Genomic DNA, 23,168 nt, shown 5'->3' with positions numbered 1-23,168 from the left:
CGAGGAGCTGCCCCGGCCCGGCCGACGGGGGCGGGGCCGGGGCCGGGGCAGCGGACTCAGGAGGTGAAGCCGCTGATCTTGTCGGCCAGGGGGATCGGGTTCACGCTCATCGTGTACGTCTTCGACAGCGGTGCGGGGTGTCCCGATCCGTCGCCGATCCGCAGGCCGTCGCCGTCGGCGACGTAGGGCTCGATGAACGCATAGCGCGCCGTGGTGGTCGACGTGCCGGGGCGAGCCTGGAACATGAACCAGTCGGTGCCCTCGTGGTCGGTGAAGTTCGGACCGGTGCCCGTACCCGTGACCTCTGAGTTCTTGCTCATGATCGGGGTCGGGTTCTTCACCCAGTTGGCCGCATCCATCGGATCGCCGCCGACGTACTTGAGGTAGCCGATCGCATAGTAGATCGTCCAGTAGCCGCTGGCGGAGTAGGCGAGATAGACCTCTCCGTCGTGGCCGTAGACCGCAGTCGCTCCTTCGACGACCTTCGGCCACCACATGTTCGGGTCGCTGGTCGACTGCGCGTAGCCGTGCTCCTCCCAGTCGTACTCCGAGCGGGTGATGATGGTCGGGTCGCCCTTGAGCGTCCAGGGGTTGACGATGCGGCTCATGTTGATCGTCTGATGGAAGTCCGAGGTGCCTCGACCGACCTCGGCGACATAGGTGATGTGCGTCTCGCCGGCGACGCGCATCAGCGAGATGCCCGCCACGAAGCTCTCGGCGTTGAAGTCGGCGTGGTCGACGTTGGTGATGCGTCGCGCCACATCGACCTCACCCGTCACCGGGTCGCCCCAGCGGCCGAACAGATCGTCTCCGTCGAGAGCCTTCAGCACGTACTGCCGCTGGCCCTCGGCCGCTCCCTCGCCGAGCTGCGCTGCCGAGAGGTACAGGTACCAGCCGGCGTTCTCCTCTCCGACCTCGTCCGACGAGAGGTGGTGGATCTCGGGAGACCACAGGTTGGCCATGTCATCGGGCGCGTAGATCACCGACCCGACCGCCTGCGACAGGTCGGCGGGGTTCGCGACCTTGTACAGCGACAGCGTCGTGCCGCCGGTGGCGATGAAGTAGTACTGCCCCTGATGCACGAACATGTACGGGTCGGCAGCTCGCACGAGCGGGTTGGTGAACGTCAGCTCTCCCGTCGGCGGCGCCGTGATGTCGACGGCGGGGTCGACGCTCAGTGTGCTCGCCATGCTGCCCGCAAAGCCCTCGCTGCCCAGCAGATCCGTCAGGTGCGCGAAGGTGCCGCCGCTCACGGTGAGGTCGAAGGTGCCGGCAAGCACCGTCGAGCGCGACTTCGCCGGGGCGATCGTGGCCCAGAACTCGCCGCCGCTCACCGTCAGGTCGACGTCGTAGTCGGCCGAGTAGGGGCGTGCGTCCTCCTCATACACGGCGTACACGCCCTGCGTGAACGTTCCGCCCGTGATGGTCGCCGCGACATCGCCAGAGCCGGTGCCGCGGTGAGCGAGCACGACCGGACCCTGGAACGTGCCGCCCTCGACCCTGACATCGATGCGCGAGCCGCTCGTCGACGCGCCGCTGTTGTCGGTGCCGCCGCGAAGCGACGACCACTCACCGCCCTTGACGGTGACCGACGAGGTGGCGGTGGCAGTCGTGTCGTCGCGGCCGCCGACGATGCCGATGAGCGTCTCTCCGCGCCGGGTGAACTCGGTGCGCACCTCGGTGCCGATCGTCAGCGGGTGACCCATCGCGTAGATGGTTCCGTTGATGGTCGGCGACTGCAGCAGCAGCTTCTCGATCGTGGTCGGACCGCCCAGGCGCACCGCGCCCTCGATCTGCAGAGCGGCGCCGTCGGCGGCGAAGTCGATGTCGCCGTCGTCGGAGGTCAGCACCACGCTCGCGCTGTGCGAGCCGAGATCGGTGCCGTCGACGGTGAGTCCGTCAGTGAGCACGACCCGCCCGTCGCCTGAGAGGGCGGCGATCGCGGTCTTCAGCTCGCCGGCGGCGTGGGCAGGGCTGCTGCCGTCGCCGGTTCCGGTCGCCGAGACGTAGACGACCTCGTCGTCGCGCACGGTCGTGAAGGCCGACGCGATCTTGGCTGCGAGCTTGCTGTCTGCTCCGGGCAGACGGGTCAGGATGCGCTCCGCATCGTCCGCCGGCGCCCAGCCGTCGACCGAGATGGAACCCACCTTGGCGGCACCCAGGCGCACTCGCGCCTCGCCGTCGACCCCGCGCAGATCCGCACGGGCGACCTGGCCGGTGATGAACCGCGCCGTCAGCGACGACGTTATCCGTGCTCCGGAGGCGGTGAGCTTGCGCACCGTTCCCCCCGAGACCGTCACTGTCGCGTTCGCCACGGCGTGCTTCTGATCGGTGCCGGCCCACAGCTGCACGACCTCGCCGCCTGCGATCGTGACCTCGGTGCTTCCGGCGAAGTCGCCGGTCAGTCCGGTGATGCCCACGACGCGCGAGAACGTGCCGGATCGCACCGTGATGGATGCGCTGTCGCTGACTCCCGCGAGGCTCGCCTGATCCGCATCCGCCACGGTCACTCCGTCGCCGATCGTGAGATCGGCGCCGTCGGCCAGCAGCGTGAGCGGGCCCTCGTTCGCGAGTGCGAGGGAGGTGAAGGTCACGTCGCGCGCGAGCCGCGCCTCGGTGCCCGCCGGGAACGAGATGGCCGCCGTGCCGTCGCCGACGAAGCTGACGCTTCCGGCTCCGGCGGCGAGGGTGGCGGGGTCGACATCCCACGGGACGGCGCCGCTGATCGTGATTGCGCCGCCGTCCGCCGCGAGCAGGCCGAGGGCCGTCTGCAGGCTTCCGCACGGAGAGGCGACGGTGCATTCGGTGCCCGAGCCGCCTGCGCTCACCCGCACGTCGGCGGTGTTGATCAGCACGTCGAAGATGTCTCGGAGCGCGGCGACCTGCTCCTGGTCGACGTACTGCCCGGCGAAGCGCACCGTGCGCACCGGGGCGAAGGCGAGGATCTGCTGATGACGGTCCTCACCGCCCCAGGCGTTCGCCGCCTTGATGGCGCCCCACGTGGCGTGACCCAGCGTGAGGTCGACGTCTTCGACGACGTTGTTGATGTCGATCGTGTTGACGTTGCCGCCGGTCAGCTCGACGGATGCTGAGCCGACGATGTAGCGGGTGACGTCGCCCGCGGTGTGCAGCGTGCCGACGCGGCCGCCGCTCATCGCGATCCTGGTGCTGCCCGAGTAGTGGTTCTCGAGCGAGGCGCCGAAGATCTCCTGCACGATGCCGCCGGTCATCGTGATGTGCGAGGTGCCGGTGTACGTCTGGGTGCCGACGCCCTTGCCGCGGCTGAAGCCGGCCACCTTGTAGAACGTGCCCGATCCGATCGTGATGTGCGAGTCGGCGTCGAGCACGGTGTCGTCGGCCGACGGGCCGTGGTACCCGCCGACGACGAAGACCTGGCGCACGCCGTCCTTGGGGGTGCTGACCATCTTCATGCCCTCGCCGAAGGCGATCGGGTGGAAGTTCGCCGCGAACACGGCCCACTGCGAGGTGACCACGGTGAGATCGGCGAAGTCGGTGGGACCGCTGAGGTTGTACTCGATGAACGCGGTGTCGCCGAACACGAGACGGCCTGGGTAAGCGCGCTCGCCGTCGTCGCTGGTGATGAGGATCTTCTCGGTGTGCGCCGGTTCGGTGAGGCTGGCGCTGAGACGGTAGTCGTCCATCAGCACGACGCGCCCGCCCCCGTCTGCGACGAGTGCGAGCGCGCGGTCGAGCGAGCGGACCGGCTGGGCTGGATCGGTGCCGGATGCCTGGTCGTCGCCGGATGCCGCGGCGAGATACACCGTGGTTCCGGCGGCCGCCGAGGCGGCTGCGGCTGTCGCCGTCAGCCCGGCCAAGGTGAGGGCCAGTATTGCGATGGATGAGAGCAGCGAGCGTGTTCGGCGAGCCATGGGGGAGTCCTCGGGGTGGGTGTCAGGTCACGAGCGCGGCTCTCATCCTCGACGTCGAGGATGACATGACGATCGTGCAAATGTATGGACAACAGTATGTTAAGGTAACTCGGAAGTCACCATAGGCGAGAACGCCCGGCAGGTCAATGGCGACCTGCCGGGCGTCGGATCACGCGTAATGCGCCGGTCAGTACGGGTCGTCGAGCATGGCGTCGATCGAACCGTCGATCGACTGGCCCCCGTCGACCGTGATCGTCTGGCCGACGATGAACCGGCTTCGGCTCTTGTCGGCGAGGAACACCGCGACCTCGGCGATGTCGGCGGGCGTGCCGCCCCCGCCGAACGGGATCTTGCGGTTGAAGGCCTCGAGATCGCGCTCGGAGTATCGATCGAGCGCTTTGGTGTGGATGAGGCCCGGCGCGATGCCGTTGACGTTGATCCCGTACGAGATGAGCTCCACCGCCAGCGACTTCGTCAGCATGTTGAGTCCGCCCTTCGCCGCCGAGTACGGCAGCGACTTGCGGCGCACCCAGGTGACATCGCCGTGGATCGACGAGACGTTGATGATGGCGCCGTGAACGCCTGCCGTGATCATCGACCTGGCGGCCGCCTGCGCGCAGTACGACGCGGCGCTCAGGTTGAGTGCGATCTGGCTGTCCCAGTACTCCAGGGGCATGTCGACGAAGCCGCCGCGCGGCATCCGCAGAGCGCCGCCGGCGTTGTTGATCAGCGCATCGATGCGACCGAAGCGCTCGACGAAGCTCTGCACCATCGCCTGAGCCTCACCGGCGTCCGACACGTCGGCCGCGAAGACCTCGGCCTCGACGCCGAGGTCGCGGCACTGCTCGGCGACGCGCTCGGCATCGTCTTCGGAGGAGCGGTGGTTGATGCCGACGGCGTACCCCTCGCGCGCGAAGGCGAGCGCGCATCCCGCTCCGATTCCCCGCGAGGCTCCGGTGATCAGCGCCGACTTCATGACTGCTCCTTCTCGGCCGCCTCCTGGTAGGCGGCCACGGTGTGCATGGGCAGGAACATCTTCTCGGGTTCGGCACCGCCGACCTGCGCGACCAGCGCGCGGGCGACGGCGAGCGGATCGGTCACGCCCGCACTCGCCATCCCGGCGACGAGGCCGCGATCGTGTTCGTAGCACCCGATGCACGTCGCGAGGAACTTGCGCGCCTCTCGCTCGCCGATGGCGAGCTCGCCCAGCGGCAGATACGGATGCCCGCACACGATGTTCTGCACGGGCAGGTCGAGCAGCCGGTGCAGGGAGGTGAGATAGCGCGCGGGATCGAACAGCAGGGCGCAGCCCTGCGAGAGAGTGCCGTTCAGCTGCAGCGAGTCGCCGGTGATCAGAGTGCCGGAGCGGGTGTCGAAGAAGCAGCACGCGTCGACGTCATGCCCGGGCGTGTGGATCACCCGCAGAGGGCCGACCAGGTCGCCGTCGTCGAGCAGCAGATCCGGTTCGACGCCGTCGAGCACGGCGGGCGGCTCGGGGCTGTGCTCGGGGAACCGCGCCCGGATCTCACGGCTGTAGCGGTGCGGGTCGCGCATGCGCTGCCGGGATTCGCGCAGCACGCCTACCGAGATCGACGGTGCGAGCTCCCGCATGCGCGCGATTCCGCCGACGTGATCGCCGTGGATGTGCGTCGCGAGCACGCAGCGGATGTCGGAGAGCTCGAGCCCGAGGGCGCGGAGCGCCGGCACGATCGTCGAATCCACGGTCTCGGCGCTGCCCCCGCTGTCGACGAGGATCGGCCCGTCGTCGTCGAGCACCAGCACGACACCGGTCCAGACGACGGCGAACGGAACCTTCAGCAGCAGGACGTCGTCGGTGACGGGGGTGAAGCGCTCCATCGCGTCACGCGCTCGTGCCGATGGCGATGTCGATGCTGCGCTGGTACTCGCGCACTGCACCGCCGAGCACGTCGTCGACCTTCACGATGGCGCCACCGGCCGCGCCGGACTCCATCATCGCGTAACAGACCGCGATCGCGCGCATGCCCTCGTCGAAGCCGACCTCGGGTCGGCTGCGCGATGCGATGCAGGCGCCGAACTCGGCGTACTCGACCGCGAGCAGCAGACGGTCGACGGTCTCGAAGTCGAGGCCGTAGGCCGTCGCCCGCTCTCCGCCGAACAGCGCCGCGGTCGCGTCGTCGAGCTGGAATCCGGGGACGAGAGGAAGGATCTCGGCGCCCGTGAAGGTGCGCGAGCCCTCGAGGGTGACGACCAATGGCTCGCCGCTGCGATCCTTCGGGATGTCGACCGCGCCGGCGGAGCCGTGCACTGTGCGAGCCCACTCGGATCGGCCGTGCCCGGCCCGGTTCTCGGTGTACTGGCCGACTGCGCCGGATTCGAAGTTGACCAGGGCGAAGAGGGCGTCATCGGCCGTCGCGGTGAACTCGGCGGGCATCGCCGCCTGGAACTGGCCGTAGACGCCGCCGGGGTCGGAGGCCGGCGCGCCGCCGGTCGCTGCGGGGTTGTAGCGCACCTGCTCGAACAGCCGCATCTGCGCATAGACGCTCGCCACCGGACCGAGGTAGTACTCCATCATGTCGGTGTAGTGGGTGCCGGCGTCGAACAGGATGCCGCTCTCGTCTTTCAGGTGGCGCCACACTGATATCGCCATCAGGTCGCGGCCGCCACTGGAGCTCTGGTGGAAGTAGCGGGGCTCGCCCAGCACACCCTCCTCGATGAGCGACTTGACCAGACGGTTGGTGGGGTCGCGGCGGAAGTTCTCGGCCACGCTGAGGATGCGGTCGGATCCGCGCAGGGCGTCCTGCAGGGCGTGGGCCGCGGCGATGGTGAGTCCGACGGGCTTCTCGACCATGACGTCGAGCCCGAGGCCGATCGCGTCGGCGGCGACCGTGTGGTGAAAGCGCGGCACGGTGGTGATGTCGACGGCCTGCGCCCCGGCCCTGAGCACGCCCTCGATGTCGGCGCAGACGGCCGGGCGCCGCCCGAGCGCATCGCGAGCGGCGTCGGCGAGCAGGTCGGCCCTCGTCTGGTCGATGTCGCACACGGCCACGAGGTCGAAGGGGTTCAACCCGGCCTTCTCGAGTTCGGCCAGGCCGAACATGTGCCTCGTTCCCATGCCTCCGCTGCCGATGATCGCGAGGGGGATCCGTGCCATGGTTCTGCGCCTTTCGACTCGTCTGCGTGAAGCCGACTCTATTTGAGCAGAGCTTAATATGTCAATACATTTACGCAGACGGAATGTGCGGCATCAGTTCTCTTCGAGGACGAGTTCGATCTCGTAGTTGTCGGAGCGGTAGATGTGCTCGGCGTATTCGACCGGAGCACCGCCCGGTTGGAAGACCGTGCGGCTGACGGCGATGATGGGCAGGCTTCGCGAGATCTCGAGAAGCTCGCTCTCGTCGGCGGTGGGAAGCCGTGCCGCGATCGACTGATGCACGACGATCGGGCCGACGCCGTGGTCGCCCAGGATCGAGTAGAGCGAGCGCTCTTCGAGCTCGGCGTCGGTGATCGGCCCGAACCGGGCGGGCAGCCAGTTGTGCATGATGGTCAGCGTCTCGCCATCGGCGTAGCGCAGGCGGTTCAGCGCGATCAGCTCAGTGTCGGGGTCGAGCTCGAGAGCCGTCGCGGCCTTGACGTTGGGGCCGGTGGACTGCCCGAGCAGCTTCGTGCTGGGGCTTCGGCCCTGAGTGAGCAGATCTTCGTAGAGACTGCCCTTGCTGACCCGGCGGTGCACCCGGCGGCTGGTGATGAAGGTGCCCAGCCCGCGCTTGCGCACGAGCAGCCCCTGATCGACGAGGTAACGGATGGCGTAACGAACGGTCGGCCGCGACAGACCGAGCCTCTTGCTCATGGCGACTTCGTTCTCGACGAGGTCGCCGGGCTGCGCCGATCCGTCGGTGATCGCCGCCATCAGCTGCTCGGCGAGCTGGAAGTACAGCGGAACGGGCGAACTGCGGTCGAGTGACACCGGGATCACAGCTTCGGTTGCCGACATCAGCACCTCATTCCTCATGCAGTATGTCTGCTCATTAGGACGATAATCCGGCCCCGGTTCGCAGACAAGGAGGCGCTCGGCGCGGCGGCGGGAAGATCAGCGCTGCCGGGGTCGGGTGTGAGAGGCCAGGAAGTCGGTGATCTCGTCCGCGGTGGGCATCGCGACGGAGCACCCGCGACGCGACGCGACGATCGCGCCGGCGGCCGCCGCGTGGCGCAGGGTCTGATCGAGTGGCCATCCGGCGCTCTCGCCGCGCAGCAGCTGTCCTCCGAACGCATCGCCGGCGCCCAGCCCGTTGATCGTGCGCACGGGGAAGGATGACTGTTCGAACAGCTCGTCACCGGTCGCCGCGATCGCCCCTCTCGCGCCTTCCTTGATCACGGCGACGCGTGCCCCGCGGTTCAGCAGCTCTCGTGCGAGCTCCCGGGGCGAGGCGCTGATGCCGAGGGCGATCTCGGCTTCACGCACGTTGCCGACCACGGCATCCGCCTGCGCGAGCACGGGCCGCACACGCTCGCGCAGAGCGGCCTCGCTCGGCCAGAAGTCGGGCCGGTGATCGAGGTCGAGGAAGACGCGGCGGGCCGAGCCGAGCGCGGCGGTGTGCGCCTCGGCCGACTGCTCCGACGCGAAGCCGGATGCCGTGATCCACAGGATGCCTGCCGCGTCGGCCGCCTCCTGGAGCTCGGCGGCGACGAGATCGTCCTCGGGAGGCCGAGCATCGCGGAAGAAGGTCAGCGCGGGCTCGTGCGGCTCGTGCAGATCGCACACCGCGAGGGTGGTGCGGCGGGCAGGCGACGAGCACACCCAGCGGGTATCGACGCCGAAGGAGTCCAGCTGGCTGCGGATGAAGTCGTGGAACAGGTCGGCGCCCGTTCGGGTGACGACGGCGCTGCGCAGCCCTGTGCGCGCGGCGGCGACCGCCACGTTGGTGGGCGAGCCGCCGAGGTACTGGTTGTACGAGACGACATCCTTCGGCGCCCGTCCGTCTTCGGCGGGGTACATGTCGACGACGGCCCTCCCGACTGTGACGACGTCGAAAATGGCATTCAGCTGTAAGGACATAGCGACATAGTAACAATCTGCTAGAGTTCTGCGCATGCGAGGTCCAGAGACGGGCTCGGCGGCTGCCGATGACAGTACGCCGTTCGCCGCCCTGGCGTTCGACCACCGGAAGCGCAACTTCTCATCCGTGCGGCCGGCCGGCATGACCGACGAGCAGATCCGCCTCTCGAAAGAGCTGATCTTCGACGCATTCGAGGTCGCGCGAGGGCAGGGTCCCACCGGAATGCGGCCTGGCGTCATCATCGACGAGGAGTACGGAGCAGACCTCGCTCGTCGAGCCGTCGACAGCGGCGTCGAGGTGGCGATGCCGGTGGAGCGAGCCGCTCAGCCCGTCTTCACGTTCGAGTACGGGGACGACTTCGGGGCTCATCTGCGAGCGTTCCGGCCCTCCTGCGCCAAGGCGCTCGTGCACTACCGCACCACGGACGCCGACGATGTCAGGCGGGTGCAGGCGTCGAGGCTGCGGCAGCTGTCGGACTTCCTCTCAGGCGAGCCGATCGCCTTCATGCTCGAACTGATCGTCGGGCAGCGCGCCGACGATGAGAGAGCAGCGCCGACCGTTCAGGCAGACAGCCTGTGCGCGGCGATGGCAGAGCTGCAGGAGGCCGGCGTCGAACCCGACATCTGGAAGGTCGAGGGCACCACCTCGCGCGAAGACGCCGCGCGGATCGTCGCCCAGGCCTGGCAGCAGAACGCTCAGGCGCGGTGCGTGGTGCTGGGTGCCAGCGCCTCGGAACGCGCGGTCAGGCAGTGGCTCGACGTGGCGGCCGCCACACCGGGCTACTCCGGGTTCGCGATCGGCCGCAGCATCTGGGGCGGCTCGATCACCGGGTGGCTGGATGGCAGACTCGGGCGCGGACGCGCCGTCGAGGAGATCGCGTCGACCTACAGACGGTGGGCGCTGCGATACGGAGGAGAACGGATCGGATGATGCAGGCTCTGCGCAAGACAGGACCACGACCCGAAGACATCGCGCTGCAGGACGTGCCGCGGCCGAAGGCAGGCCCTGGCCAGGTCGTCGTCGACGTGGCGGCGGCGGGACTGTGCGGCACCGATCTGCACATCCTCGAAGGGAGCTATTCGTCGCGGCCGCCGGTGACGCTCGGCCACGAGGTCAGCGGCACGATCGCCGCGGTGGGAGAGGGCGTCGATCCCGGTCGCGTGGGCGAGGCGGTGGCTCTCGAGACGTTCTTCTCGGTGTGCGGCGTGTGCGCCGGCTGCCGGTCGGGTTCGCCGAACATGTGCACCTCGCGGGTGTCGATCGGGTCGGGGATCGACGGCGGATTCGCCGAGCAGATCGTCGTTCCGGCTCGAAACGCGCGGCGACTGCCCGATCACGTGCCCGTCGACGTGGGCGCGCTCAGCGAGCCGCTCGCGTGCGTGTGCCGCTCGCTGTTCCACCCGACGCCCGCCGTGCAGGCGGGGGATCGCGTGCTGGTGATCGGCCCGGGCGCGATGGGCCTGATCGCCGCGCAGGTGGCTCGGGTGTCGGGCGGGCGGGCGACGGTGCTCGGAACGCCGGCGGATGCCGAGCGGCTCGACGTCGCCGAGATCCTCGGGTTGGCGCGAGCCGGGCACGTCGACGAGCTCGAAGACGACTACGACGTCGTGCTGGAATGCTCGGGTTCTGCAGGAGGCATGAACCTGGGCATCCAGCGCGTGCGCCGGGGCGGCCGGTACGTGCAGATCGGCCAGCGCGGCGACGCCGTGCCGATCGACCTCGCGCTCGTCTCGTTCCACGAGCTCGTGATCACCGGCGGATTCGCCAGCACGCCCGAGTCGTGGGACCGCGCGATGCGGCTGCTCGACCAGCGGCTGGTCGACCTCGAGCCGCTCGTCAGCCGCCACTACCCGCTGCACAGCTGGCAGGACGCCTTCGACGCCGTGCGATCGAGCGACGGGGTCAAGCAGCTGATCTGCCCGGGAGTCGAGCGATGAAGCTGGGATACAACACGTGGTCGATGCCCGAGACGCCCTTCGGCGAGGCGGTGCGGATGCTGGCGCGCATCGGCTACGACAGCGTCGAGGTCACCGTGTGCGAAGGGTGGCCGACCGATGCCGAGACGGCGGCCGACGCCGACATCGAGAGCTGGCGCGTGGCGGCGATGGAGCAGCGGCTCGAGATCTCGAGCGTCACCGCCAACGCGCCGTTGGTGTGCGATGACGACACCTGGGTCGCCAGCCGCCGTCGCCTGCTGCGGTCGTTCGAGGTCGCCGCGATCCTCGGCGCAGGAACTCCGCTGCCCGTGAGCCTGGGAGCGCACAAGCCGAAGGCGCCTCTGCTGGGTGGCAACCCGCCGCCGATCATCGCCCAGAACAGCTGGGAGTCGGACCGTGCGCAGATCATCGACCGCTTCGGCGACCTCGCCGAGCAGGCGGTGGCGATCGGCTGCACGGTCGCGCTCGAGCCGCACGCGGGAGCGGTGGTGTCGACGCCCGAGCAGGCGATCGCGGTGCTCGACGGGGTCGGGTCGGATGCCCTGGGTATCAACCTCGACGTCTCGCACTTCGCCGTGCGCGACTTCGACCTCGCCGAGGTGGTGAGCACTCTGCTGCCGCGCACGGTCGTGGTCGAGGTGAAGGATCACCGCCGCACCGCCGACGGGTTCGACTTCCTCACGCCGGGGGAGGGCGAGTTCGACCACGCCGGGTTCCTGCGGCTGCTCGACGAGGGCGGCTATCGGGGCACGGTGTCGGTCGAGATCAGCGTGCGCCGGCAGGCGCTGCCCGACTTCGACGAGCGCTCCGCCGCCGAGCTGTCGTACCGCACCCTGTCCGATGCCGCGAGATCGGTCGGGGTCGTCAGGGCAGGCGGGGTGAGGTCATGACCGCTGAGATGCGCGTCGGCGTCGTGGGGCTGGGCCGGTTCGGCACCATCCATGCCGAGGCCGCGGCGTCTCTGCCCGGCGTGCGAGTGGCGGCGCTGTGCTCGCGCACGCTCGAGAAGGCCGAAGACGCCGCGCGGCAGCATCCGGATGCCACCGCCTACGACTCGACCTCGCGCATGCTCGACGAGGCCGAACTCGACGCCGTGCTCATCGCCACCCCGCACAAGCAGCACTTCGAACCCGCCATGCAGGCGATCGCAGCCGGTGTCGCCGCGCTCGTCGAGAAGCCGCTCACGACGTCTCTGGCAGAAGCGCACGAGCTCGTCTCGGCGGCCGAGCGCGCAGGCGTGGCGCTCGGCACGATCTTCCAGCGCAGATTCGTCCCCGCGGTCGACCGCATGCACCGCGCCATCGCCGACGGCCGCCTCGGCCGGGTCGCGGCGGCCGAGTGCATCGCGCACCTGGGACGAGACCGGCAGTACTACGGGCAGGACGACTGGCGCGGATCGTGGCAGGGCGAGGGCGGCGGAGTGCTGCTGACCATGGCGATCCACTACATCGACATGATGAACTGGATGCTCGGCACCCCCACCTCGGTGTACGGGCGCTGGGCGACGCTGAAGCACGGCGAGTGCATCGATGTCGAAGACGTCGCGGGTGCAGTGGTGACCTACGACAGCGGGGCCATCGCCACGGTGCAGGCGCTGACGACCTTCGAGAACGGCTTCGCCTCGCAGCCGAGCGCCGACGTCGCCTACCGGGCCCCCGGGTTCCGGCTCGCGGTGCACGGCACAGCCGGGCACAGCGTGGGTGTCGCCGAGAGCCCCGAGCTCGCGCAGGCGGTGAACGACCTGTGGACCTTCGACGGAGAGGAATCGCTCATGGCCGGATGGCGAGAGCAGGAGGCGGGGCGCACCAGCGTGCCCGAGTTCCATCGCCGCCAGATCGGCGAGTTCCTCGAAGCGGTGCGCGACGGGAGGCAGCCGGCTGTCACGGGCCGCGACGGACTCACCGCGCTCGAGGTCGTCAAGGGCGTCTACCTAGCCCAGCAGCGCGGCGCGGCGGTGTCGCTGCCGATGTCGGATGCGGATCGCCTCGCGGCGGATCGCCTCAGTGAGGGAGTGGCATGACCATGAAGACGCGCGTGGCGCTGGTGACCGGCGGGGCCACGGGGATCGGGCGTGCGACCTGTGTCGCGCTGGCGCAGCGCGGGATCGACGAGATCCACATCGGCTACTCGCGCTCGGTCGATGCGGCCGAGAGCCTCTCGGCTGAGCTGCGCGATCTCGGCGCTGCAGCGTTCCCGCTGCGTATCGACGTCTCGGATCGCGAGGCGGTCGAAGAGGCCGCGGCCCGGATGCTGCAGACCAGCGGCGGGCTGGATGTGCTCGTGAACTGCGCGGGGACGACGAGGAAGATCGAGTTCACCGACCTCGCCGCTCTCACCCCCGACATCTGGGACGAGATTCTCGGAACGAACCTGCTCGGAGCGTTCTGGGTGTGCCAGGCGTTCGCCGGGGCGCTCACCGAGCGGCGCGGATCGATCGTCAACGTGTCGTCGATCTCGGCGACCCGCGTGGTCGGCAGCTCGATGCCGTACAGCGTGAGCAAGGCCGCGCTGTCGCAGCTGACCAGGGCACTGGCTGTGGCGCTGGCCCCAGCGGTGCGGGTGAACTCCGTCGCGCCGGGGACGGTGGTCTCGGGATGGCACGAGCGGCTCGTCGGCGAAGCCGATGCCAGGGCCGGGTTCGAGGCCGAGGCGCAGCTGGTGCCCCTGGGCAGACTCGCGGGTCCCGCCGAGATCGCCGACGCGATCGCGAGCGTGGCGCTCGAGCTGGGGTTCATGACCGGGCAGGAGCTGATCGTCGACGGCGGCAAGGCGCTGCGCTACTGACGCCCGCCGCGCCGCCCGTCAGGGCTGTGCGAACATCCCCCTCGCGGTGTCGGGTGTGCAGATGGAAAACGCCGGTGCGGGATGCCCTGCACCGGCGTTTCCCGTCCGGCTGCCGAGTGGTCGGACGGGAAACGCTGGTGGTAGACGCGATGCGCCGGCGTTTTCCGTCCGGCTGGTGGGTGAAGAACGGCTCGGCGGCTCAGAGAGCCGTGATGTCGACCTGCAGATCGTGCGTGAGGCGCTCGATGTCGGTGCGCAGCGCGTCGAGATCGGCCGACGCCGGGACCGTCGCGGTCACCGACGACTCGAACAGCCTGCCGCCCGCCATCGCCGCGTCGCGGGTCTGCGTCGTCATGTTCTCGATGCTCAGCGCGTGGGCGCTCAGCACTCCCGAGATCTCGCGCACGATCCCGGCGCGGTCGTTGCCGAGCACGCTGATCGAGATGCGCTGCGCCGAGTCGGATGCCGAGCTGTCGGCCCCCGTGTGGACGGTGATCGCGAGCATTCCGTCCAGCGCGTCGAGATCCGCTCGCAGCGCCTCGACCCGGTCATCGGCGACCGAGATCTCGATCACCCCGGCGAAGGTGCCGGCGAGCTCGGCGAGCTGGCTGTTCTCCCAGTTGCCGCCGTGCGCGGCGACGACGTCGGCGACGGCCGAGACCAGTCCGGGGCGATCCGCTCCCGCGACGGTGAGGATGAGCGTGGTCATGCGCTCAGCGTAGCCGCTCAGAACTCAGGAGCAACCGCCGCTTCCGGCCGGATCCGCGCAGGCTGCAGCGAGCGCGCCCCGACTCTCCTGAGCGGTGAGCGCGCGTGCCGCTCACCAGGCGTCGCCGTCGAGGAATCTCTCCATCCGCTCGCGGTGCGGGGCGAGCTCCCAGCCCTGCGCTGCGACCCAGTCGTCGTCGTAGTAGGTCTGCGCGTAGCGCACACCGCTGTCGCAGATCAGCGTGACGACGCTGCCCGTCTCGCCCGCGTTGCGCATGCGCCCGATCAGCTCGAACGCGCCGTACAGGTTGGTGCCGGTCGATCCGCCCGCCCAGTGCAGGGTGCGCTCGCGGAGCAGCCGGATCGCGGCGACCGACGCCGCGTCGGGAACGGGGATCATCTCGTCGATCACGCTCGGCACGAATGACGGCTCGACCCGCGGGCGGCCGATGCCCTCGATGCGGGAGGGCTGTCCCGTGGCATCCGGGTCGCCCTTCCAGCCGGCGTAGAAGGCCGAGCCCTCCGGGTCGACGACAGCGACCTCGGTCGCGTGCCGGCGGTAGCGCACGTAGCGGCCGAAGGTCGCGCTGGTGCCGCCGGTGCCCGCGCCGACGACGATCCAGCGGGGGACCGGATGCCTCTCCTGAGAGAGCTGGCTGAACACGCTCTCGGCGATGCTGTTGTTGCCGCGCCAGTCGGTGGCCCGCTCGGCGAACGTGAACTGGTCGAGGTAGTGGCCGTTGCAGCCGGCTGCCAGGCGGCGCGCCTCGGGTGAGATCTCATCGGCGTGGTCGACGAGATGGCACTGGCCGCCGTAGAACTCGATGAGGTCGATCTTCTCCTGGCTGGTGGAGCGCGGCACGACCGTGATGAAGGTCAGACCCAGCATCCGGGCGAAGTACGCCTCCGACACGGCGGTCGATCCGCTCGACGACTCGACGAGGGTCGTGCCCTCGTCGATCAGGCCGTTCACCAGGCCGTACAGGATGAGCGAGCGGGCGAGGCGGTGCTTGAGCGAGCCGGTGGGATGCACCGACTCGTCCTTCAGATACAGGTCGATGCCCCACGCCGGCGGCAGGGGGAAGAGGTGCAGGTGCGTGTCTGCCGAGCGGTTGCCGTCGGCCTCGAGCACCTGGATGGCGGAACTGACCCAATCGCTCATGGTTCTCGAGCGTAGCGGCGGGATGCTCTTGTCTGCGCCGTACCGCGAGCGCAGACTCGTCGTGGACACCTTCACGAAGGGAACGCACAATGGCTCACGGAGACATCACCCACATCGACATCCCGGTCAGCGACATGGCTGCCTCGACCGCGTTCTACAGCCGGCTGTTCGGCTGGAACATCGCCGAGATGCCCGGCTTCGAGGGGTATCCGATGTGGCAGGCGCCGAACGGCATCTCGGGCGGAGGGCTCGCTCCGCGCGACGAGGGTTTCACCCAGCCGCGGTCGTACGTCGAGGTGGACTCGATCGATGAGACGATCGCGGCCGCGAAGGATGCCGGTGCGACCGTGCTGATGGAGAAGCAGCCCATCACCGACACGAGCGCGTGGGCGGTGATCTCCGACCTCGACGGCAACAGCATCGGCCTCTTCGAGGGGGTCGTCGGCTGAATCAGCGCGCGCGCCGCGCCCGGTACGCGGCGACCGCGTTGCGGTTCGCGCAGGTGGTCGAGCAGTAGCGCTTCGACCGGTTGCGCGACAGGTCGAGCGCCACGGCCTGGCACTCGCTGTCATCGCATACGGCGATGCGGCTGCCCTCGTCTGCGCGGATGACGTCGATGAGGGCCATGGCCGTCTCGATCAGGATGCGCTCGGCGAAGGGCTGCTCGTCGTCGACCGCGTGCAGGTGCCAGTCGATGCCGTCGTGCCGGCGCAGCTGCGGTGCGAGCGTGCTCTCGGCCAGGGCCGAGTTGACCTCGGCGACCATCTCGTCTCGGGGCGCGAGCAGCATCCTGCGCAGCCGCGCTCGCAGCTCGCGCAGTGCGGCGACCTCTGCCGCGTCGCGGTCGATGCGCCCCGTGTAGGGGAACAGCGAGAGGAACGCCCGCTCGTCGGCGATGGTCGTCAGGGTGTCCGGATCCTCCGCCGAGTTCACCAGCCAGACGGCGGACCGGAGGGTGTCTTCCGTGTCATCGGTGAAGATCATGTTGACACCTTACATCCCGCAGGCGTAGTGTCACATCTCATGAGCACAGTCGTCGATGACATCCGCCTGCCGGCCCCGCGCCGCGGAGTGAACGTCGGGCTGCTCTTCGCGCTCGCCGCCGCTCTGTCCTTCGGCACCTCGGGCGTCTTCGCCCGCGGCCTGATCGACGCCGGCTGGACACCCGGCGCGGCGGTCACCGTGCGCATGTGGGTCGCCGCGCTGGTGCTTCTCGTGCCCACCCTGATCGCGTTGCGCGGTCGGTGGTCCATGGTGCGCAAGAACGCGGGGATGATCGTTATGTACGGACTGCTGGCGGTCACCACCGCACAGCTCTGCTACTTTCAGGCGGTCGCCGTGATGGATGTCGGCATCGCCCTGCTCATCGAGTACACCGCCCCCATCGCCGTCATCCTCTGGCTGTGGGTTCGTCGTGGCGAGACGCCGAGCCGGCGCAGCATCATCGGCGCCGCGATCGCGTTCGTCGGGCTCGTGCTCATGCTCGACGTGCTCACCGGCGGCGAGGTGAACATCGGCGGGATCCTCTTCGCGCTCGGCGCGATGGTCGGCGCCGCGACCTACTTCGTGCTCTCCGGCCGCGGCGACACCGGCCTGCCGCCCATCGCGCTCGCAGGCCTCGGCCTGCTGATCGGCTCGGCCGGCCTCACCATCGCCGCCGTCGTCGGCGTGCTGCCCTTCGAATGGACCACCGCCGACGTCGAGTTCCGGCTGATCACCGTGCCCTGGTTCGTGCCCGTGATCGCGGTGGGCGTCATCGCGACCGCGCTCGCCTACGGCCTCGGCATCGCCTCGACCCGCATCCTCGGCTCGCGGCTGGCGTCGTTCGTCGCCCTGTCCGAGGTGGTCGCGGCGATGGTGTTCGGCTGGCTGATGCTCGGGCAGGTGCCTGGGCCGGTGCAGGCGATCGGCGGGATGCTGGTGCTCGCCGGCGTCATCATCGTGAAGCTCGGCGAGGCCGAGGTGACGGCGCCGCAGCATCCGGCGCAGCCTGAAGCCGACCGGCCCGAGGCCGATCGGCTCCCGGCCGCCGTCTGAGCCGACGCGGCTGCAGCGGCGACCGCGCCGGGGCTCAGGCGATCCGGCGGCGATACGCGCGCATCGCGAACAGATACGCGACGACGAGGATCCCGACGCACCAGGCCAGCGCGATCCAGATCTCCGAACCCACCGGTCGCCCGGCGAACAGCGCCTGGATCGAGTTCACGATCGAGGTGACCGGCTGGTTCTCGGCGAACCAGCGCACCGGTCCCGGCATGGTCTCCGTCGGAACGAACGCCGAGCTGATGAACGGCAGGAAGATCAGCGGGTACGAGAACGCGCTCGCTCCGTCGACCGTCTTCGCCGAAAGCCCCGCGATCACCGCGAGCCAGGTGAGGGCGAGGGTGAACAGCGCCAGGATGCCCAGCACCGCGAGCCACTCGAGCACGCCGGCGGAGGTGCGGAATCCCATCGCGAACCCGACGCCGAGGATGATCGCGACGGTGACGCCGTTCGCGACCATCGAGGTGAGCACGTGCGCCCACAGCACGCTCGACCGTGAGATCGGCATGGAGTGGAATCGCTCGAAGATGCCGCCCTGCAGGTCGGTGAACAGCCGGAAGGCCGTGTAGGCGATTCCCGACGCGATCGCGATGAGCAGGATGCCGGGGAGCAGATAGTCGATGTAGCTGGCGTCGCCGATGCTCTGGCGCAGCGCGCCGCCGAACACGAACGTGAACAGCAGCAGCAGTGCGATCGGGGTGACCGCGGTGGTGATGATCGTGTCGGGGCTGCGGAAGATGTGTCGCAGCGACCGACCGGTCAGGGTGGCGGTGTCTGCCAATGCGTGGGTGCTCATGCTGCGTCCCTCCTGGTGACTGCGAGGAAGATCTCCTCGAGAGTGGGCTGCTTCTCGATGTACTCGACCTTCGCCGCCGGCAGCAGGCCCTTCAGGTCGGCGAGGGTTCCGTCGGCGATGATGCCGCCCTCGTGCAGGATCGCGATGCGGTCGGCGAGCTGCTCGGCCTCGTCGAGGTACTGCGTGGTCAGCAGCACGGTGCGGCCCGACCCTGCCAGCTCCTTCACCACGTTCCACACCTCGATGCGCGCCTCGGGATCGAGACCGGTGGTCGGCTCGTCGAGGAAGATCACCTCGGGGTCGCCCACCAGGCTCATCGCGATGTCGAGGCGCCGGCGCATGCCGCCGGAGTACGTCCCCGCCCGGCGACCGCCGGCATCCGTCAGCCGGAACCGGGCGAGCAGGGCATCCGCCACCGCACCCGGATCGGGCAGGTGGCGCAGCTTCGCCACGAGCGCGAGGTTCTCGCGCCCCGTGAGGATCTCGTCGACCGCGGCGAACTGCCCGGTCAGGCTGATCGCCTCGCGCACCCTGAGCGGTTCGGATTTCACGTCGAACCCGCCGACGGACGCCGAGCCGCCGTCGGCGGGCAGCAGGGTCGAGAGGATGCGGACCAGCGTCGTCTTGCCTGCGCCGTTCGAGCCGAGCAGGGCGAAGATGCTGCCCCGTTCGACGTCGAGGTCGACCCCGCGCAACACGGGCAGATCGCCGTACGACTTGCGGATGCCGCGGACGCGGATCGCGTTCTCGCTCACGACTCCTCCTTCTCGGCCGCTTCGTCGATCGCCTTCGTGAAGCGTGCACGCTCCTTGTCCTGCCACTCCTTGGCCGCATACGCCTTCGCGAATGTGTCGGCGAAGTCGGCCGGATCGTCTCCGACGATGCTCCGCACCGGGGTGCTGTCGACGGCCGCGGTCTCCCACAGGTCGGTCAGATCGGTGAGCATTCGGATGATGATGTCCCCGTCGACGATGCCGCTGGTGTTCAGCAGGTAGCGGTGCATCGCCTTGGCCGCGCTCGCGTACGGCTCGGGAAGCCCCTCGAGGCGTGCCTTGTCCTGTCGGTACTGCTTCTTCTGCTCGAGCGGCCCGGTGAGCGCTTCGATCCACTTCAATGCCATGTCAGTTGTCTCCTTCGGAGTCGGTTCGGTCGATCTGGGGGGAGCGGAGCTGGTCGATCCGCTCGGCGAGGAAGGACCAGGTGCTCCAGAACTCGTCGAGCTCCACCGCGCCATTGGCGTTCAGCGTGAACACCTTGCGCGGCGGTCCCTTCTCGCTTGGCACCTTCTCGACGTCGACGAGGCCCTTCTGCTCGATGCGCACGAGAAGCGCATACACCGTGCCCTCGGCGATCTCGACGAAGCCCCGCTCGCGAAGCTGCGTGGTGATCTCGTATCCGTACGCGGGAGCCCCCGCGAGCAGAGCGAGGACGATGCCCTCGAGCGTGCCCTTGAGCATCTCGGTCATCTGCTTGCCCATCACGGCCTCCTTCCACTACTCAGTGATGCTTGCTACTGGTACTCAGTGTTGCTGACTACCAGTACATAGTAACACTGAGTACTAGGAGCGCAAGGGGGAAGATGAGAAACTTTATGTATACGCAAGGTCATTCATATGCATGAATCGTCGCGTGAAGGCGCATTTGTGTATACGCTGGGTGCATGAGCACCGTCGTCGACCGGATCCGCGCCGGGGATCGCGCGTACACGAGGCTGCTCGATGAGATCCAATCCGGGGCTCTCGCCGCAGGCACGGTCCTCGCCGAAGTGGAGCAGGCCGAGCGCCTCGGGGTCAGTCGCACGCCGCTGCGGGAGGCGCTTCGACGGCTCGCTGCCGACGGGCTCGTCGTGCAGCAGTCGCCGCGCGTCACGGTCGTCGCCGGGCTGGATGCCGACGACATCCGCGCCCTGTTCGAGATCCGGCGGGCTCTCGAGGAGACCTCAGCCCGTCTCGCCGCTCAGCGCGGGGATGCCATGGCGTTCGCCGCCCTCGCCGACGAGTTCGGCCACGTCGATCTCGCACCTGCCGAGGGTCGTGACGCCTACTACGCTCTGATCGCCCGACTGGACGCCGAGCTCGACGCCGCCGTCGCCAACGACTACCTCAGCTCCGCGCTGCGCACCGTCCGAGCCCACCTGGTCCGCGTGCGGCGCATGGCCCGCGACAAGCCCGAGCGCCTCGCCGCGTCGGCGGCCGAGCATCGGCTGATCGCCCGCGCACTGGCATCCCGCGACGCCGACCTGGCCGCGCACGCCACTCACGTCCACCTCCACAACGCTCTGGAGAGCATCCTCGAAAGTCTCGACGCGGACGCCCTTTCGCCTCGCTTCGCTCGCTCAACGACCGGGGGCCAGCCCCGACGGAAGGAACAAGATGACCGTCAACCACCACGTCCGCGTCTACCGCTCGGAAGAGGAGCTGCCCCGCGAGGAGCAGCTGGCCTGGAAGATCGCGCAGGTCGCCGTGGACCCCGTCGAGGTCGAGCCCGAGGTCGTCGACATGATCATCAACCGCATCATCGACAACGCGTCGGTCGCTGCGGCATCCCTCACCCGAGCCCCCATCAACGCAGCCAGGGCGCAGGCGTTCAGCCACCCCGTCTCGACAGGGGGCAGGGGCGCCACGGTGTTCGGCTGCGCGCTCGACGAGCGCACGAGCCCCGAATGGGCCGCGTGGGCGAACGGCGTCGCCGTGCGCGAGCTCGACTACCACGACACGTTCCTCGCCGCCGAGTACTCGCACCCCGGCGACAACATCCCCCCGATCGTCGCCGTCGCCCAGCATGTCGGATCCGACGGCAGTGCCCTGGTGCGCGCCCTCGCCACCGGCTACGAGATCCAGGTCGACCTGGTCAAGGCCATCTCGCTGCACAAGCACAAGATCGACCACGTCGCCCACCTCGGCCCGTCGGCGGCGGCAGGCATCGGCACCCTGCTCGGCCTCGACGCCGAGACCATCTACCAGGCCATCGGCCAGGCGCTGCACACCACCACCGCCACCCGCCAGAGCCGCAAGGGCGAGATCTCGACGTGGAAGGCGCACGCCCCCGCCTTCGCAGGCAAGATGGCCGTCGAGGCCGTCGACCGCGCCATGCGCGGACAGACCTCGCCGTCGCCGATCTACGAGGGCGAAGACGGCGTGATCGCCTGGATGCTCGACGGGAAGGACGCCTCGTACGAGGTGCCGCTGCCCGCCGCAGGCGAGCCCAAGCGCGCGATCCTCGACACCTACACCAAGGAGCACTCGGCCGAGTACCAGGCGCAGGCGATCATCGATCTCGCCCGTCGCCTGGGCACCGAGCGTCCCGAGCTTCGCGATCCGGCCAACATCGAGTCGATCGTGCTGCACACCAGCCATCACACCCACAACGTGATCGGCTCGGGTGCGAACGATCCGCAGAAGTACGACCCCACGGCCTCTCGCGAGACGCTCGACCACTCGATCCCGTACATCCTGGCGGTGGCGCTGCAGGACGGCACCTGGCACCACGTCGACTCGTACACGCCCGAGCGTGCCGGCCGTGCCGACACCGTCGAACTGTGGAACAAGATCACCACCGCGGAAGACGCCGAGTGGACGCGCCGCTACCACTCCGTCGACCCCGCGGAGAAGGCGTTCGGCGGCCGGGTGGAGATCACCCTGAGCGACGGCACCACCGTGGTGGACGAGATCGCCGTCGCCGACGCGCACCCGCTGGGCGCGCGTCCCTTCGCGCGCGAGAACTACATCCGCAAGTTCCGCATCCTCGCAGAGCCCGTGCTCGACGCCGCCGAGATCGACCGCTTCCTCGACCTGGTCCAGCGGCTTCCCGAGCTCACGGCCGACGAGGTGCAGCAGCTCTCGATCGTCGCGAAGTCCGGCATCCTGGCATCCGCCGACGCCCCGAAGGGCCTCTTCTGATGCTGTACTCCACCACACCCGCACATGAGAAGCGCCGCGCGTTCCGCGAACGTCTCGCCACAGGGGAGCTGCTGCGCTTCCCCGGTGCATTCAACCCGCTGAGCGCGCGGCTCATCGAGCAGAAGGGCTTCGAGGGGGTCTACATCTCGGGCGCCGTGCTGTCGGCCGACCTCGGCCTGCCCGACATCGGGCTGACCACGCTCACCGAGGTCGCCGGACGCGGGCAGCAGATCGCCCGGATGACCGACCTGCCCGCGATCATCGACGCCGACACCGGATTCGGCGAGCCGATGAACGTCGCCCGCACCATCCAGACCCTCGAGGACGCCGGGCTCGCCGGTGCGCACATCGAGGACCAGATCAACCCGAAGCGCTGCGGCCATCTCGACGGCAAGTCGGTCGTCGACTCCGATACGGCGGTCAAGCGCATCCGGGCCGCGGTCGACGCGCGTCGCGACGGGAACTTCCTCATCATGGCTCGCACCGACATCGCCGCCGTCGACGGTCTCGAGGCGGCGAAGGACCGCGCGAAGGCGCTGGTGGATGCCGGTGCAGACGCGATCTTCCCTGAGGCGATGCGGTCGCTCGAGGAGTTCGCCGCGATCCGGGATGCCGTTGACGTGCCGATCCTCGCGAACATGACCGAGTTCGGGAAGTCGGACCTGTTCTCGGTCGACCAGCTGCGCGCTGTCGGCGTGAACATCGTGATCTGGCCGGTGTCGCTGCTGCGCATCGCGATGGGGGCGGCGGGACGCGCACTCGATACGCTGAGCGACGAGGGGCACCTGACCTCGAAGCTCGGCGAGATGCAGCATCGCGCCGATCTCTATGATCTGATCGACTACGAGTCGTACAACCACTTCGATTCCGGAATCTTCACCTTCACCGTCGACCGATCCGGTCGTTGAGCAAG

The 23,168-nt window shown here is 69.1% G+C and carries 22 protein-coding genes and 1 pseudogene; 10 read left to right on the top strand and 13 right to left on the bottom strand.

All coding sequences use genetic code 11. The features are described 5' to 3' along the window. Positions 1 to 56: 56 nt before the first annotated feature. The 6 genes from FVO59_RS03910 to FVO59_RS03885 all read right to left on the bottom strand — a co-directional run bounded on the left by FVO59_RS03910 (position 57) and on the right by FVO59_RS03885 (position 8,925). Entirely contained in the window at positions 57 to 3,890 is a 3,834-nt protein-coding gene (locus FVO59_RS03910; protein WP_182254851.1) for a family 43 glycosylhydrolase, read from the bottom strand. Between the two features lie 187 nt (positions 3,891 to 4,077). Then, entirely contained in the window at positions 4,078 to 4,866 is a 789-nt protein-coding gene (locus tag FVO59_RS03905) for an SDR family NAD(P)-dependent oxidoreductase (RefSeq protein ID WP_182254849.1), read from the bottom strand. Continuing rightward, positions 4,863 to 5,747, bottom strand: coding sequence for an MBL fold metallo-hydrolase (locus FVO59_RS03900; protein WP_182254847.1), 885 nt, complete (start codon positions 5,745 to 5,747; stop codon positions 4,863 to 4,865). Before FVO59_RS03900 ends, FVO59_RS03905 begins: the two co-directional genes overlap by 4 nt. Before the next feature lie 4 nt (positions 5,748 to 5,751). After that, positions 5,752 to 7,023, bottom strand: coding sequence for a Gfo/Idh/MocA family protein (locus FVO59_RS03895; RefSeq protein ID WP_182254845.1), 1,272 nt, complete (start codon positions 7,021 to 7,023; stop codon positions 5,752 to 5,754). Positions 7,024 to 7,116: 93 nt separating this feature from the next. Beyond that, a complete protein-coding gene (locus tag FVO59_RS03890) occupies positions 7,117 to 7,863 on the bottom strand; it encodes a GntR family transcriptional regulator (RefSeq protein WP_182254843.1) in 747 nt (248 codons plus the stop codon). 96 nt (positions 7,864 to 7,959) lie between these two features. Beyond that, on the bottom strand, positions 7,960 to 8,925 hold the full coding sequence (locus FVO59_RS03885) for a PfkB family carbohydrate kinase (RefSeq protein ID WP_182254841.1): 966 nt from the start codon (positions 8,923 to 8,925) through the stop codon (positions 7,960 to 7,962). A 34-nt stretch (positions 8,926 to 8,959) separates the two neighbouring features. Here FVO59_RS03885 and FVO59_RS03880 point away from each other — a divergent pair, with 34 nt between their 5' ends. From FVO59_RS03880 to FVO59_RS03860, 5 genes are read left to right on the top strand one after another with little or no spacing between them, the layout of a single operon-like run. Continuing rightward, complete coding sequence (locus FVO59_RS03880; RefSeq protein ID WP_182254839.1) at positions 8,960 to 9,856, top strand: 2-deoxy-5-keto-D-gluconate 6-phosphate aldolase domain-containing protein; 897 nt, start codon at positions 8,960 to 8,962, stop codon at positions 9,854 to 9,856. Beyond that, positions 9,853 to 10,863, top strand: a complete 1,011-nt coding sequence (locus FVO59_RS03875) for a zinc-binding dehydrogenase (protein WP_182254837.1) — start codon at positions 9,853 to 9,855, stop codon at positions 10,861 to 10,863. Before FVO59_RS03880 ends, FVO59_RS03875 begins: the two co-directional genes overlap by 4 nt. After that, a complete protein-coding gene (locus FVO59_RS03870; protein ID WP_182254835.1) occupies positions 10,860 to 11,753 on the top strand; it encodes a sugar phosphate isomerase/epimerase family protein in 894 nt (297 codons plus the stop codon). Before FVO59_RS03875 ends, FVO59_RS03870 begins: the two co-directional genes overlap by 4 nt. Continuing rightward, entirely contained in the window at positions 11,750 to 12,883 is a 1,134-nt protein-coding gene (locus FVO59_RS03865) for a Gfo/Idh/MocA family protein (protein ID WP_182254833.1), read from the top strand. The genes FVO59_RS03870 and FVO59_RS03865 overlap by 4 nt, the downstream gene beginning before the upstream one ends. Then, positions 12,880 to 13,647 carry an SDR family NAD(P)-dependent oxidoreductase gene (locus tag FVO59_RS03860; RefSeq protein ID WP_182254831.1) on the top strand — a complete coding sequence of 256 codons (768 nt, stop codon included), beginning with the start codon at positions 12,880 to 12,882 and terminating at the stop codon, positions 13,645 to 13,647. Before FVO59_RS03865 ends, FVO59_RS03860 begins: the two co-directional genes overlap by 4 nt. A gap of 199 nt (positions 13,648 to 13,846) precedes the next feature. Here FVO59_RS03860 and FVO59_RS03855 read toward each other — a convergent pair whose 3' ends face one another. Continuing rightward, entirely contained in the window at positions 13,847 to 14,356 is a 510-nt protein-coding gene (locus tag FVO59_RS03855) for a glycine cleavage system transcriptional repressor (protein WP_182254829.1), read from the bottom strand. 111 nt (positions 14,357 to 14,467) lie between these two features. Continuing rightward, positions 14,468 to 15,517 carry a PLP-dependent cysteine synthase family protein gene (locus tag FVO59_RS03850; RefSeq protein ID WP_182254827.1) on the bottom strand — a complete coding sequence of 350 codons (1,050 nt, stop codon included), beginning with the start codon at positions 15,515 to 15,517 and terminating at the stop codon, positions 14,468 to 14,470. A gap of 89 nt (positions 15,518 to 15,606) precedes the next feature. Between FVO59_RS03850 and FVO59_RS03845 the strand changes: the two genes are divergently transcribed. After that, positions 15,607 to 15,966, top strand: a complete 360-nt coding sequence (locus FVO59_RS03845) for a VOC family protein (protein ID WP_182254825.1) — start codon at positions 15,607 to 15,609, stop codon at positions 15,964 to 15,966. A gap of 1 nt (position 15,967) precedes the next feature. Here the strand turns inward: FVO59_RS03845 and FVO59_RS03840 are convergent, their stop codons facing one another. Next, on the bottom strand, positions 15,968 to 16,501 hold the full coding sequence (locus tag FVO59_RS03840; protein ID WP_182254823.1) for a CGNR zinc finger domain-containing protein: 534 nt from the start codon (positions 16,499 to 16,501) through the stop codon (positions 15,968 to 15,970). Positions 16,502 to 16,540: 39 nt separating this feature from the next. On the opposite strand from FVO59_RS03840, the gene FVO59_RS03835 reads away from it, so the two are divergent. Then, complete coding sequence (locus tag FVO59_RS03835) at positions 16,541 to 17,554, top strand: EamA family transporter (protein WP_182254821.1); 1,014 nt, start codon at positions 16,541 to 16,543, stop codon at positions 17,552 to 17,554. 34 nt (positions 17,555 to 17,588) lie between these two features. Here the strand turns inward: FVO59_RS03835 and FVO59_RS03830 are convergent, their stop codons facing one another. From FVO59_RS03830 to FVO59_RS03815, 4 genes are read right to left on the bottom strand one after another with little or no spacing between them, the layout of a single operon-like run. Next, positions 17,589 to 18,356, bottom strand: coding sequence for an ABC transporter permease (locus FVO59_RS03830; protein WP_182254819.1), 768 nt, complete (start codon positions 18,354 to 18,356; stop codon positions 17,589 to 17,591). Next, a complete protein-coding gene (locus FVO59_RS03825) occupies positions 18,353 to 19,111 on the bottom strand; it encodes an ABC transporter ATP-binding protein (RefSeq protein WP_182254817.1) in 759 nt (252 codons plus the stop codon). The genes FVO59_RS03830 and FVO59_RS03825 overlap by 4 nt, the downstream gene beginning before the upstream one ends. After that, the gene (locus FVO59_RS03820) at positions 19,108 to 19,476 is read right to left on the bottom strand and encodes a DUF1048 domain-containing protein (protein ID WP_182254815.1); all 369 of its coding nucleotides are present in this window, start codon (positions 19,474 to 19,476) and stop codon (positions 19,108 to 19,110) included. Before FVO59_RS03820 ends, FVO59_RS03825 begins: the two co-directional genes overlap by 4 nt. 1 nt (position 19,477) lies before the next feature. Then, on the bottom strand, positions 19,478 to 19,834 hold the full coding sequence (locus tag FVO59_RS03815) for a PadR family transcriptional regulator (RefSeq protein ID WP_182254813.1): 357 nt from the start codon (positions 19,832 to 19,834) through the stop codon (positions 19,478 to 19,480). A 182-nt stretch (positions 19,835 to 20,016) separates the two neighbouring features. On the opposite strand from FVO59_RS03815, the pseudogene FVO59_RS16240 reads away from it, so the two are divergent. The 3 genes and pseudogenes from FVO59_RS16240 to prpB all read left to right on the top strand — a co-directional run. Next, positions 20,017 to 20,568 (top strand): annotated as a pseudogene (locus tag FVO59_RS16240) (GntR family transcriptional regulator); the annotation flags it as partial. 160 nt (positions 20,569 to 20,728) lie between these two features. Beyond that, the gene (locus tag FVO59_RS03800; protein WP_182254809.1) at positions 20,729 to 22,255 is read left to right on the top strand and encodes an MmgE/PrpD family protein; all 1,527 of its coding nucleotides are present in this window, start codon (positions 20,729 to 20,731) and stop codon (positions 22,253 to 22,255) included. Then, positions 22,255 to 23,163, top strand: coding sequence for a methylisocitrate lyase (gene prpB / locus FVO59_RS03795; RefSeq protein WP_182256480.1), 909 nt, complete (start codon positions 22,255 to 22,257; stop codon positions 23,161 to 23,163). Before FVO59_RS03800 ends, prpB begins: the two co-directional genes overlap by 1 nt. Positions 23,164 to 23,168 lie beyond the last annotated feature (5 nt).

The organism is Microbacterium esteraromaticum (assembly GCF_014084045.1).
GTDB lineage: Bacteria > Actinomycetota > Actinomycetes > Actinomycetales > Microbacteriaceae > Microbacterium > Microbacterium esteraromaticum_D.
This window is presented reverse-complemented; position numbering and strand designations above follow the sequence as displayed.